Source organism: Micromonospora sp. CNZ297, from assembly GCF_007827625.1.
The window spans coordinates 36863-49820 of sequence record NZ_VISU01000007.1 but is presented as its reverse complement, the minus strand read 5'-3'; the positions used below and the strand labels follow the sequence as shown (position 1 = coordinate 49820).

Below are 12958 nucleotides of genomic sequence, written 5' to 3'. Positions count from 1 at the left end.
GGGCGCAGGACATTCGCGTACCCGGAAGGACCGTTTCGATGACCCTGGAACGACCGATCGCCCCGGACCCGTACGAGCTGCTGCCGACGGTGCCGTCGTTCGACCTGACCAGCGACGACGTGCACAACGGCGAGCCGATGGACGCGCGGTACGCGCACGGCAGCACCGGCGGCGAGAACGTCTCACCCCAGCTGTCCTGGTCGGGCTTCCCGGCCGAGACCAAGAGCTTCGTGGTCACGTGCTTCGACCCGGACGCCCCGACCGGCAGCGGCTTCTGGCACTGGGTGCTGGTGAACGTGCCGGTCTCCGTCACCGAGCTGCCCACCGGCGTGCGTGAGGCCGATCTGGGTGGCGCGTTCAGCGTCCGCAACGACTACGGCGACACCGGCTACGGCGGTGCGGCGCCGCCGGCCGGGGACCGCCCGCACCGGTACGTGTTCGCGGTGCACGCGGTGGACGTGGACCGCCTCGACATCCCGGCCGGGGCCAGCCCGGCCTTCGTCGGCTTCAACCTGGCGTTCCACACCCTGGCCCGGGCGGTCATCCGCCCGACGTACCAGATCAAGGAGTGAGGTGTAAGGAAGGGCCCCTTGTTAACAGACGTCTGTTAACAAGGGGCCCTTCCTTACACGCGGGCGACGGCGAAGACGGACTGGCCGAACGGCGGCCGGACGCGCTGCTCGGCGGCCTTGGTGACTGGTAGCACGAGGGTGTCGTAGACCTTCACCATCGGGCCCTCCTTCGGCATCAGCCGGAAGACCTTGGTGGCCATGAAGTAGCCGATCAGGCCGAGCGCGTTGGCGTAGTGGATCCGCTCGACGGTGAGGCCCGCCTCGGTCATCGCCGCGGCGAGCGTCTTCTTCGTGTAGCGACGGACGTGGCCGGTGGCGATGTCGGCGGGGCTCATGGCGAACTGGAACGCCGGCACGATGATGACCACGGCGCCGCCGGGGCGGACCAGGTCCCGCATGCTGCGCAGCGCGCCCACGTGGTCGTCGATGTGCTCCAGCACGTTGTAGGAGACGGCCGCGCTGTAGTCGCCGCGCTCGTGGTGCGGGAGCAGCATCTGCCGGACCTCGACGCCCGGGTGGTCGGACAGCCGCTCCTTGAGCTGGATCAGCCGGTCCGGGTCGGCCTCGGTGGCGGTGATCCGGGGTGCGTACGCGGCCCAGGCGGAGGCGTAGTCGCCGAGGCCGCTGCCGATCTCGATCGGGTTGTCACCGAGGTAGGGCACCGCCAGCTCGACGAACCACTGCCGGTGGTTGACAGCCGTCGCCAGGCCTTCGAGCACCTCGGACTGGACGCGCTGATCCCCAGTGATTTCTGCCATGCGTCGATTCCTCACGATATGACTGACCCGCGCCTGGACCGTCAGAGTCAACCATCTGGATGGCTGAGGGGGAAATCGGGGGACGGAGGGGGGCCGAATTGTGATCCGGAGGGGTGCCTGTTCGGCGGTCGGCGAACTCGGCACATAGTACGTGATTCCCCGGAACATTGCACGTGCCCGTCATACCCTGACTACGCTCTGAAATGTCATGACTACTCCGGAAAGCGGCGCGAGCGTGGCCAAATCGGGGCAGGGTAGGCGGATCGACGCGCTCGCCGTGCTCAGCTTCGTGCTGCTCGCGTTCTGGGTCACCGCCCGGCTCTGGGTCGATCCGCGCAATGGCGTCCGGGACAATCGGACAGATCAGGCGCAATTCGAATGGATGATGGCGCATGGTGCTCGCGTCGTCACTGACTTCGCCTATCCGTTCACCTCGGACCGGATGAATGTGCCGGATGTCGTCAATCTCATGGCTAATACGTCCGTATTATCCGTTTCATTGCCGCTGACCCCGATAACGCTCTGGGCAGGCCCGCGCTGGTCCTTTCTGATTTTCCTCACTCTCGGGCTCGCCGCCACCGGCGTGTCCTGGTATTTCCTGCTCTCCCGAGTTGTCGTGAAGTCCCGCGGTCCGGCCTGGCTGGGTGCCGCCTTCTGCGCGTTCGCGCCGGCGATGATCTCGCACGCCAACTCGCACCCCAACATCGTCAGCCAGTACGTGGTGCCGCTGATCATCTGGCGGACGCTGCGCCTGGCCGAACCCGGCCGGTGGCTGCGCAACGGCGTCCTGCTCGGCCTGGTGATCGTCTGGCAGGCGTTCCTCAACCTGGAGATCCTGCTGATGACCGCCATCGGGCTCGGCGTGGTGGTGCTCGCGCTGGCGCTCGGCCGTCCCGCGCTGCGCTCGGCGGCCCGCCCGTTCGCCGCCGGGCTCGGGGTCGCCGCGGCGGTCGCCGGGGCGCTGCTCGCGTACCCGCTCTGGGTGCAGTTCTTCGGCCCCGGCGCGTACAGCGGGCTCTCCACGCTGATCCGGGGCTACTCCACCGACCTCGCCGCGTACGTGGCCTGGTCGCGGGAGTCGGTGGCGGGCGACGCCCGGGGCAGCGAACCGCTCGTGAAGAACGCCACCGAGGAGAACGCGTTCTTCGGCTGGCCGCTGGTGATCCTGGTGATCGCGCTGGTCTGGTGGCTGCGCCGCAACGCCGTGGTGCTCGGGCTGGCAGCGGTCGGGCTCGTGTTCGCGCTCTTCTCGCTCGGCCGGGAGATCCGCTACGACGGGCGGGACACCGGCGTCCCCGGCCCCTGGGCCGCGCTGGAGAACCTGCCGGTCCTGCACTCGGTGGTGCCCACCCGCTGGTCGCTCGCGCTCACCCCGATCATCGGCGTGCTGCTCGCGTTCGGTGCCGACCGGGCCCGGCGGCTCGCCGTACGGCACCCGGACGCGCGCGACCAGATCCGGTTCGCCACCGTCACAGTGCTCGCCATGGCGCTGCTGCCGATCCTGCCCACCCCGCTGCCCGCGAAGCGCCTCGACCCGACTCCGACGTTCGTCACCTCCGGCGCATGGCGTCCCTACGTCGCCGGCGGGCGGAGCATCGTCACGCTGCCGCTGCCCGACACCACGTACGCGGTCCCGCTGCGCTGGTCCGCCGAGACCCGGCTGGACATGCCGCTGGCCCGCGGCTACTTCCTCTATCCGGACACCCGCCCAGGCGGGGACCGGATCGCCCTCTTCACCGCGCCGCCGCGTCCCACCAGCACGTTCTTCGAGACGGTACGGCGCACCGACGCGGTCCCGCCGATCACGCCGCAGGACCGGGTGGCCGCCGTGGACGACCTGCGCTACTGGCGGGCCGGCGCGGTGATCCTCGACCCCCGGCTGCCGCAGGCCGACGCGCTGCGCCGGGCGATGACGGAGCTGAGCGGGATCACGCCGAGGCGTACCGGCGGGGTGTGGTTGTGGGACGTCCGGCCGCTGGTCGAGTGAGCGGTCAGCCCTGGCGGACGCAGCAGCCCTGGCACACCTTGGGCCGGGGCAGCGTGAACGCCAGGCAGCAGGTGCGCCGCTGCACAGTCGGCTCGCCGGCCGGGCCGGGCACCAGTTCGACCAGGTCGCTCAGGTCGAGCGCGTCGAGCAGCGTGCCGACGGCCGCCGTGGCCGAGCCGGGCAGCGCGTCCGACGCGCGCAGGATGCCGTGGGCGATGCCGGAGGCCACCGAGCCGAGCAGCGTACGGGTGCCGATCCGGACCTCGCCCTGGATGGCGCCGATCAGCGGGGCGAAGTGGGCGTCGAGCAGGGACGCGCGCAGCGCGCCGAGCAGCGCCGCCTCGTCCGTCACCACCAGTACGCCCGGAGCGCCGGCGAGGGCCAGCGGGTCGCTCGGCAGCACCGCCACCGGGGTGGAGGCACGCAGTCCCAAGGTGAGGAGCTGGTGGTGGTCCTCGAAGTGCACGAGCACGTCGGCCGGGTCGAGCAGCGGCACCCGGCGGGCGGACGCCCAGCCGAGCACCGCGGGTAGCGCGGTCCAGTAGCTGTAGGACTTCCAGGCCAGCGCGGCGCACGCGTGCGGGGTGCCGCCCCAGCGGCGGCCGGCGGCGGTCAGGAACTCGGACAGCAGAGTGCCGTCGATCAGCCGGGTGGCCGGGGACCAGCGGTCCAGCTCGTCGTGGACCAGCAGGCCGGGTGCGAGCCCGGGCAGGTCGTCGGTGCCGAACATGGCGCGCAGGGTCGCTGTCACAGGGGCGAGCGGGGTGGCGGCGTCGCGCCCCGGCATCACCGCAGTCACCTGGCCGTCCCCTGTCCTGTCGCCCTGCGGTCGGCGCGTGCCGTCGACCCAAGCTAAGGCTAGCCTAACCACCCTCCCGGCGGGAGGGGAAGTGGTGCCGCGGTATCGCGGGGAGGTCCCCGTCACTCCGCGGCCGTCGCGTACTACCCGGCCTCGGAGACGGAAAACGCCGCCGGAGAACCGGCGGCAGACGGCGTAAGGATCGACGTACGCCGCTGAAAAGTCAAGGTGAGTGTCGAATACGAGGCAGTTTCCGTACACGTTCGGCCACTCAACGTGAAAATGGTCTTCCCGCGTACGAGGAAGCTGATGACGACCTCACCGATCGAGCGTGCCGCGGACTCGTTCGCGGCCGAACTCGCCCGGCACCGGACCGGCCGAGGGCTGTCCAAGAAGCAACTGGCCACGATGATGGGCTTCGACCCGTCCTACGTCAGTCACGTCGAAGGGCGCCGGCACCGGCCCACCGAGGACTTCGCCCGCCGGGCCGAGGCCGTCCTGGAGGCCAGCGGCGCGATCTGGCAGCGCTTCCGGGAGTACGACGAACTGCGGCACGGCCGGACCGGCACTGCGCACCGCGACCCACCCGTGCCCGGCCAGTGGCTGCCCCCGGGGACCGGCCTCGTGGTGGAACGGGAGATGGCCACGCTCACCCACACCGGGGACGGCTACCACTGCGCGATCCGGCGGGAGCTGTACAACGCGGGCACCGAACCGGTCACCCGCTACCTGGTCCGGGTCGCCGTCGACCGCTACCCCAACGACCCGGGCCGCTCCAACCGGCACCACCGGGAACACCCGCTGACCTTCGCCGAGCTGCAGCTCACCGCGTACCGGGACGACGGCAACGGACGCGAGCCGATGCACTGGCGGGCCAAACACGACCGGGACGCGTTCAAGGAGATCTGGCTGCTGTTCGAGAACGACGAGGGACGCTTCCCGCTCTACCCCGGCGACCGGGTCACCATCGAGTACGCGTACCGCGTCGGCCGGGACAAGTGGGGCCCCTGGTTCCAGCGGGCCGTACGCCTGCCCACCCGGCACCTGGCGGTGCGGCTCGACCTGCCCGCGGACCTCGACCCCAAGGTGTGGGGCGCGGAGACCTCGCTGTCGGCGGAGGAGGGGCCGCTGCGTACCCCGATCCAGCGTTCGGCGGACGGCGGCCGGGTGGTCTTCGACTGGGGGACCGACGACCCGCCGCTGAACGCCCGCTACCGGATGCAGTGGCGGTTCCGCAGCCCCGAGCCGGACGCCGAACCGGACAGCGCGCCCACCGGCGGCGCCCGGGTACGGGCCAGCGACCGGATGCGCGCAGTGGGCATCGTGCAGCGCGGCGACGACCTGCTGCGGCAGCGGGCCCGCCAGTTCGACCTGCCGGCCGACGAACAGCACGCCCGGCAGGTGATCGACCGGCTCGCCGCGATGCTGGTCCGCCTGGACGAGCTGCACCCGTTCAGCAAGGGCGTCGGCCTCGCCGCGCCCCAGCTCGGCATCGGCTGGTCCGCGGCGCTCGTGCGCCCGGCCGACCGGGCGGCCGACCCGGTGGTGCTGCTCAACCCCCGGGTGGTGGACGCCGCCACCGAGACCGACGAGCAGTACGAGGGCTGCCTGTCCTTCTTCGACCACCGCGGCCTGGTGCCCCGGCCGCTGCGCATCGACGTGGAACACGCCCTGTGGGACGGCAGCCGGGTGATCACGTCCTACGAGTACGCGATGGCGCGGCTGGTCGCACACGAGATCGACCACCTGGAGGGGCGGCTCTACGTCGACCGGATGGCACCCGGCGTGCCGCTCGTGCCCGTGGAGGAGTACCGCGAGACCGGCACCCCCTGGCGTTACTGAGAAACGGGGGGCCGGGTCGCGTGCCCCAGGGGGCGGGGGCACGCGACCCGGCTCGGGGGGAGCAAGGTTCAGAGGTTGCCGAACGTGTCGTACCGGATGTGGTCGGGCGGGACGTCGTCGGCGGCGAGCGCCCGCAGGGTGGCCCGGACCATGGCGGCCGAGCCGGAGACGTAGCAGTCGTGCGTGGTCCACGGGCCGTACCGGGTGACCACCTCGGAGACGTCACCGAGTTCGCCGCCGAAGTCCGGGTCCTCGCTGCACGCCGGCGTCACCGACAACCACGGGTGGGACGCGACGAGGTCCTCCAGGCCGGGCAGCCCGTACAGCTCGTCCGGGCGGCGCGCGCCGTAGAACACGTGCACCCAGCGGGTCCGGTTGACCCGGGTCAGCTCCTCCACCAGCGCCTTGATCGGCGCCAGGCCGACCCCGCCGGCCACGCAGAGGACGTCCCGGGTGGACTCCGGGTCCAGCGTCATCGAACCCATCGGCGCGGCCACCCGCAGCAGGTCACCCGGCTTGGTACGGCGCACCAGCGCGCCGGACACCCAGCCGGCCGCACCCGGTGGCGTCCGGACGTGGAACTCCAGCACGTTCTCCTCGTTCGGCGCGTTCGCCACCGAGTACGTCCGCCACACCCGCGGGTGGTAGCGCGGCACCTCCACGCTGACGTACTGGCCGGCCCGCCACGGCAGCGGATCCTGGAGCGCGCGGACGGTCAGCACCGCCGTGTCCGGGCCGTGCCGCTCGTGCGTCAGCACCTCGGCGTGCCAGTACGGCGGGTTCTCGTCCGCCTCCGCGCCGGCCAGCATCCGCTCGCTGATGCCGGCGTACGCCTCCCGCCACGCCTGGTCGTACTCCAGATTCCAGCCGTCCCCGGCGGTGCTGCGCAGCGCGTCGAGCAGCGCGACGCCCATCGTCGCGTAGTGCTCGGCCGACACGTGGTACTTGCGGTGGTCGCGGCCCAGCGCGCGCAGGTACTCGTCGAAGCTCTCCGGGTCGCCCACCGTCTGGGTGGCCGTGACGATGGCCTCCAGGATGCGGTCCCCCTGGCCGTTCATCTGCACCGGGAAGAGCTTGCGCAGCTCCGGGTCGAGGAGGAACAGCCGGGCGTAGAAGTGACCGCTGAGCCGCTCCCGGTGCTCCTCGACCAGGGTCCAGCTCTCCTTCAGCAGCCGCGCGAAGTTCTCCACAGGGGCACGCTCCTTCTCCGTACGGGCGGATCGGCCCGCATAGAATGTCCACGGAGCGTGTACGCCGGTCGCACAGGCTGTGCGACCGTCCGGCCCGGTCGCCGAAGTGCTTTCATGGTCCGGTGACGGTTGACGAGCTGGCCCGCCCGGTCTCCCGCCGGATGCTGGGCACCGAGACGCTGCTCGTGCTCGGTCTGTCCCTCGGCCAGTCGGCCGTGTACGCGCTCGTCTCGCTGATCGCGAAGCTGACCGCGACCGGCGGACTGTCCAAGCAGACCGCCGCGCTGAACACCTCCGCGTCGGCCCGGCCGTACCTCGACCTCACGTACCAGCTGCTCGGGATCGTCTTCGCGCTGCTGCCGGTACTGCTCGCCGTACACCTGCTGGCGCGCGACCCCGGCGACCCGGCACGGACGCTCGGCGTCGACTTCCGCCGGCCCGCCTCCGACCTGGCCCGGGGCGCGGGCCTGACCGCGCTCATCGGCCTGCCCGGGCTGGCGCTGTTCTGGGCGGCGGCGCAGCTCGGGCTCAACGCCACGCTGGTCCCGGCCGCGCTGCCGGACCTCTGGTGGATGGTGCCGGTGCTGATCCTCGCCGCCGTGCAGAACGCCGTGCTGGAGGAGGTGATCGTGGTCGGTTACCTGATCACCCGGCTGCGGCAGCTCAACTGGCGGATCGGCGCGGTGCTCGCCACGAGCGCGCTGCTGCGCGGCTCGTACCACCTCTACCAGGGCTTCGGCGCGTTCGTCGGCAACGCCGTCATGGGCGTGATCTTCGGGCTGTTCTACCTGCGTACCCGCCGGGTCGCCCCGCTGATCGTCGCGCACACGCTGCTCGACATCTTCGCGTTCGTCGGCTACGCGATGCTGCCGAAGTCCTGGTTCGACTGGCTCTGACCGCACGCGTTCCGTCCGCCGCCAGGTCGGGGAAGTGGCGGCATCGGGCCCGCCTGACCGCGCCGGCTCGCCGAACCGGTGTCGATCACGCCCGATACCGGGCGACCGCCCGCGCGGCCACCCGCTCGGCCGTCGCCGTACCGCCGGTCGCGGCCGCCAGCGCCGCCGCGCCCGGCAGCAACCGGGCGGCCAACCGCAGCCCGAGCCAGCCACCCGCCTGCGCGGCCACCGGCGTCGCCAGCCGCCAGGCCGCCTCCGCCACGCGCCCCCACGGACCCTCCGCCGGAGCATCAGCCGCCCGGGCCGCCGCCAGCGCCGCCCGCGCGGTTCCGTCGTCCGGGTGCACCAACGTGAGCACCAGCAGCTCGGCCGCCCGATCCGGATGCGCCGGATCCCGCCCGTACGCCGCTGCCAGATGCAGCACCAGGTTCGCCTGCGTCCACAGCACCGTCGCCAGCTCCGCGACCGGCGCGAACAGCCCGGCGCCCGCCGCGAGCGCCCCACCCGTACCGGCCATCCGCACGAACCGCCGCGTCGCCAGCCGGGCCAGCCCGTCGGCGTCCGCGTCCGGGTAGGCCCGCCGGACCTGCTCCACCCAGGACGCGGCCCGCGGCCCGAGCGCGTCGACCGCCGCCAGGGCCAGCAGCTCCGGCGCGAACCCGGGGTGGTCGCGCAGCTGCGGCCCCACCGCCCGCCAGCCCTCCACCGGGGTACGCGCGACGTCGGGTTGTGCGGGTGCCCGCTCGACGACCGTGCCGTGCGTCGGCTCGTCGGACTGCTCCGCGTGGGGTGTCGTGGTGTCGGCGGCGGCTGGACGCGCCGTTGCCGGGATCGCCATCGCCGCCGCTGGGGCGGCCTTCGTGGTCCGGCGGGTCCGTCCGGGCGAAGGTGCGGTGACGGGACGCTCCGCCGTGACCGGCTCGGTGCCGTCGGGCTGCCGTTCGGTGGGTGTGGGCTCCGTCGTGCTGATCGCCGTCTCCTGCTTCGGAGGCGACGCCTTCCGAGTGGCCTTCTTGACCGCCGGCGCAGCCTTCTTCACAACTGGGGCCGCTTTCTTCGCGACCGGGGCGGCCTTCTTGGCGGCGGGAGCGCGGCGCGCCCGTTTCGGTGTTTCCTCCCCGGCCGGTGGGGAGACCGGCCCGGCCGGAGGCTCGGTGGCTTGCTGCTGCTCTGCTGTGACGGGCCTCTCATCGGCCGGGAGCGTGCCCTCCCCGGCGCTCGGCGACGGCTCTGCGGCCGGGCGCGGGCGCGGCGCCGACGGTGCGTCGGCGGCCGGCGTCGGCGGCTGGAAGACGACAGTGGGCGCCGCCCGGCGCGGACGCCGAGGCGGCGGTGTGTCGCTCGTCGCGTTCTCCGCGGCGGGCTCCGGTGTCGGTGGGTTGAACGTCGGTCGTGGGGAGCGGCTCCGCCGGGCCTTGGGGGCGGGCTCGCGACGGGGCGGATCGCTCGGCGGCTGCTCCTGCATATCGATGGAGCGTAGCCGTGGGCGTGATCTGGCACACGACGAAAACGCGGTCGGGGCGGCCGGTCCGATAGTCGCTTTGCCCCGGGCGGGTACGGACCTGTATCCTCGGGCGCGGTGACCTCGTGGGTCACCAGGGAGACTTCGCCTAGTCTGGTCTATGGCGCCGCACTGCTAATGCGGTTGGGGTCTTAAAGCCCCTCCCGGGTTCGAATCCCGGAGTCTCCGCGCGAAAGCCGGTTGTGTAGACTGGCCGAGCACCAGGCGCCCGTAGCTCAACGGATAGAGCATCTGACTACGGATCAGAAGGTTAGGGGTTCGAGTCCCTTCGGGCGCACAGGGTCTGACAAGCGTTTGACCAGGGAAAACGCCCCTCCGGCTATCGATAGATAGTGATCGGGGGGCGTTTTTTCGTGCACCCAGGTGCACCCCATGGGTGCACGCGGGCTGATCGCGGCCAAGAGTCACCAGCCGCATCGTTGCTGCGGCCTGTGGGAGTTGGCGGACTTGCGGTGGCGGGCCTGACGACGAGTCAGATGCTCGGGTGGTCGCTGCTCCAGGGCTTCGCGTCCGGGATTAAGACCCGGCGCGACATGGCCGACATGCACGACAAGGCGCCCGCGAGATGGGGCCACCGGATAGCCCCACGCTGCTGTGCCCGCTCGCGGAGTCTTCGCCCCAACGTCCGATCACGATGGGGCGGGAGGCGGGACTAGCCTAGGTCGACTTGACAGTACGACGGGGTGGGGACCGAAGCTACGTGATCACCGGTGAGCTGAAGAGTAAGATCGACCGCGTCTGGGATGCCTTCTGGTCGGGTGGCATCTCGAACCCGCTGGAGGTAATCGAGCAGATCACCTACCTGCTCTTCATCAAGCGGCTCGATGACCTGCACACGCTGGAGGAGAACAAGGCGAACCGGCTGGGCAAGCCGATGCAGCGCCGGATCTTCCCGGAGGGCTGTGACGACAAGGGACGCAAGTACGACGACCTGCGCTGGTCGCACTTCAAGAGCGCCGCGCCGGCCGAGATGTTCGAGATCGTCGGCGAGCGGGTCTTCCCGTTCCTGCGGACGCTCCGCGGCGACGGGTCGACGTACTCGCACCACATGAAGGACGCGCGGTTCACCATCCCCAACTCGGCGCTGCTCGCCCGTGTGGTCGACATGCTCGACCAGATCCCGATGGAGGACCGGGACACCAAGGGTGACCTCTACGAGTACATGCTAGGCAAGATCGCGACCGCCGGGCACAACGGACAGTTCCGCACGTCACGGCACATCATCCAGCTGATGGTCGAGATGATGAAGCCCACCCCGGACGACCAGATCTGCGATCCGGCCTGCGGCACGGCCGGCTTCCTCGTCGAGGCTGGCGAGTACGTCCGCCGAACGCATCCGAACGCGCTGCTCGACCCGAAGCTGCGGAAGCACTTCCACGAAAACATGTTCCACGGCTTCGATTTCGACAGCATCATGCTGCGCATCGGCAGCATGAACATGCTGCTGCACGGCGTGGAGAACCCGGACATCCGCTACCGCGACTCGCTGGCCGAGAACGTCAGCAACGAGTCGGAGAAGTATTCGCTGATTCTGGCCAACCCGCCGTTCGCCGGCAGCCTCGACTACGAGAGCACGTCCAAGGACCTCCAGCGGATCGTCAAGACCAAAAAGACTGAGCTTCTCTTCCTGGCCCTGTTCCTCCGGCTACTCAAGCCCGGTGGCCGGGCGGCCGTCATCGTGCCCGATGGCGTGCTCTTCGGATCGAGCAAGGCGCACAAGGAGTTGCGCCGCATGCTGGTCGAGGACCAGAAGCTCGACGGCGTGGTCAAGCTGCCCAGCGGCACGTTCAAGCCCTACTCGGGCGTCTCTACGGCGATTCTCCTCTTCACCAAGACCAACAGCGGCGGCACAGACAACGTCTGGTTCTACGAGGTCAGTGCCGACGGCTGGAGTCTCGACGACAAGCGGACCGCGCTGCTGCCGGCCGAAAAGCTCGGACCACGGCCGCAGGTGGCGTTGGCCGGGAACGAGCACACCAGTAACAATCTTCCCGACGCGTTGGCGCGGTGGTTCCGGCGGGACGGCGACGAGTTGCAGCGAGCGCGGACCGAGCAGAGCTTCTGCGTGCCCAAGGTCGACATCATCGAGCAGGGCTACGACCTCAGCCTCAACCGGTACAAGGAGGTCCTCCACGAGGAAGTCGAGCATCGCTCGCCGCTGGACATCCTCGCGGACCTGGAACGCCTCGAGTCCGAGATCCAGCAGGGCATGTCCAGCCTGAAGGGGATGCTCCGATGACTATCTCGCAGAATTTCGGGGCAATGACGTCGCTCTACGAAATCTGTAATCCCAAGCAATGGCCTACAATCCCGCAGAGCGCGTTCACAGAATCGGGGTTCCCTGTCTATGGCGCGAACGGCAAGATTGGCTACTACAGCAGCTTCAACCACGAGAAGCGGACAGTTTTAATCACTTGCCGCGGGGCCACATGCGGAACAATTAACGTTTGCGAGCCAAATTCCTACGTCACGGGCAACGCGATGGCCCTCGACGACCTGGATGAATCACGAGTGCACCTCGACTACCTAGTTCGTGCTCTGCGCCAAGTTGGCCTCCGGAAGGCCATCACCGGTTCGGCGCAGCCACAAATTACTCGGCAGAGCCTCGCATCGATTTCAGTTCCCCTGCCTCCCGTTGAAGAGCAACGCAGGATTGCGGAGGTTCTGGATCGGGCGGACGAGCTGCGCGCTAAGCGCCGCGAAGCCCTCGCCCACCTCGGCGATGTCACCCAGTCCATCTTCCTTGACTTGTTCGGCTCACCCACTTCGAACCCGATGAACTGGCCTCTGGTTACGCTCGGTGACGCTCTGGTTATGCCACTCCGGAATGGGCTGTCGCCAGCGACTCGCGGCCAGGTGGAGGGACTGGTTCTTACCCTGTCGAGTGTCACCGGGCAGCGTTTTGACCCGACAGCACGGAAGCGAGCAACCTTTCTCGCACCACCACCCGCCGTGCAGACTGTGCATCCCTCCGACTTCCTAATCTGCAGGGGTAATGGAAACCTCAGCCTCGTAGGTCGAGGATTCTTTCCCTACGATCCGATGCCTGACACGACCTTCCCGGACACGATTATCGCTGCTCGAATTCAAACAACCACGGTGCGGCCTGCCTTCCTGGAGCACGTCTGGCGTTCGAATGCAGTTCGAAGGCAGATCGAAGCCCTCGCCCGTACGACCAACGGCACCTACAAGGTCAACCAGACGATGCTGGAAAGCGTCTCGTTCTTTGCTCCCCCCTTGCCTCTCCAGGACGACTTCGTCCGCAAGATCGCTGCCGTTGACGCGCTCAGGCGACGTCATTCGTCGCACCACGCCGAGCTGGATGCGCTGTTCGCGTCCCTGCAGGATCGGGCCTTCCGAGGGTTGCTCTGACGTGAGAAGATCGCCGGCTG

10 protein-coding genes and 2 tRNA genes are annotated in these 12958 nt (G+C 69.8%); 8 read left to right on the top strand and 4 right to left on the bottom strand.

What is annotated here, in order from left to right; all coding sequences use genetic code 11:
* Positions 1-38: 38 nt before the first annotated feature.
* Positions 39-572: a YbhB/YbcL family Raf kinase inhibitor-like protein gene (locus tag FB454_RS14960; RefSeq protein WP_013477456.1), complete on the top strand. Its 534-nt coding sequence runs from the start codon at positions 39-41 to the stop codon at positions 570-572.
* Positions 573-625: 53 nt separating this feature from the next.
* Here the strand turns inward: FB454_RS14960 and FB454_RS14955 are convergent, their stop codons facing one another.
* Complete coding sequence (locus FB454_RS14955; RefSeq protein ID WP_013289245.1) at positions 626-1330, bottom strand: class I SAM-dependent methyltransferase; 705 nt, start codon at positions 1328-1330, stop codon at positions 626-628.
* A 208-nt stretch (positions 1331-1538) separates the two neighbouring features.
* On the opposite strand from FB454_RS14955, the gene FB454_RS14950 reads away from it, so the two are divergent.
* Positions 1539-3317: a DUF6311 domain-containing protein gene (locus FB454_RS14950; protein WP_145823094.1), complete on the top strand. Its 1779-nt coding sequence runs from the start codon at positions 1539-1541 to the stop codon at positions 3315-3317.
* 4 nt (positions 3318-3321) lie between these two features.
* Here FB454_RS14950 and FB454_RS14945 read toward each other — a convergent pair whose 3' ends face one another.
* Entirely contained in the window at positions 3322-4104 is a 783-nt protein-coding gene (locus tag FB454_RS14945) for a hypothetical protein (protein WP_030272627.1), read from the bottom strand.
* 321 nt (positions 4105-4425) lie between these two features.
* Here FB454_RS14945 and FB454_RS14940 point away from each other — a divergent pair, with 321 nt between their 5' ends.
* The gene (locus FB454_RS14940; protein WP_013289242.1) at positions 4426-5958 is read left to right on the top strand and encodes a peptide deformylase; all 1533 of its coding nucleotides are present in this window, start codon (positions 4426-4428) and stop codon (positions 5956-5958) included.
* Positions 5959-6026: 68 nt separating this feature from the next.
* On the opposite strand, the gene FB454_RS14935 is transcribed toward FB454_RS14940, so the two are convergent.
* Complete coding sequence (locus FB454_RS14935; RefSeq protein WP_013289241.1) at positions 6027-7148, bottom strand: globin domain-containing protein; 1122 nt, start codon at positions 7146-7148, stop codon at positions 6027-6029.
* 122 nt (positions 7149-7270) lie between these two features.
* Here FB454_RS14935 and FB454_RS14930 point away from each other — a divergent pair, with 122 nt between their 5' ends.
* Positions 7271-8044 carry a CPBP family intramembrane glutamic endopeptidase gene (locus FB454_RS14930; RefSeq protein ID WP_145823093.1) on the top strand — a complete coding sequence of 258 codons (774 nt, stop codon included), beginning with the start codon at positions 7271-7273 and terminating at the stop codon, positions 8042-8044.
* Between the two features lie 85 nt (positions 8045-8129).
* Here the strand turns inward: FB454_RS14930 and FB454_RS14925 are convergent, their stop codons facing one another.
* A complete protein-coding gene (locus FB454_RS14925; protein WP_145823092.1) occupies positions 8130-9083 on the bottom strand; it encodes a hypothetical protein in 954 nt (317 codons plus the stop codon).
* A gap of 560 nt (positions 9084-9643) precedes the next feature.
* On the opposite strand from FB454_RS14925, the gene FB454_RS14920 reads away from it, so the two are divergent.
* From FB454_RS14920 to FB454_RS14905, 4 genes are all read left to right on the top strand, one after another.
* Positions 9644-9734 (top strand) — tRNA-Ser (locus FB454_RS14920).
* 36 nt (positions 9735-9770) lie between these two features.
* Positions 9771-9843: transfer RNA gene (locus FB454_RS14915), tRNA-Arg, on the top strand.
* 390 nt (positions 9844-10233) lie between these two features.
* Entirely contained in the window at positions 10234-11805 is a 1572-nt protein-coding gene (locus tag FB454_RS14910; protein WP_486485422.1) for a type I restriction-modification system subunit M, read from the top strand.
* Entirely contained in the window at positions 11802-12938 is a 1137-nt protein-coding gene (locus FB454_RS14905) for a restriction endonuclease subunit S (RefSeq protein WP_145823091.1), read from the top strand. Before FB454_RS14910 ends, FB454_RS14905 begins: the two co-directional genes overlap by 4 nt.
* Positions 12939-12958 lie beyond the last annotated feature (20 nt).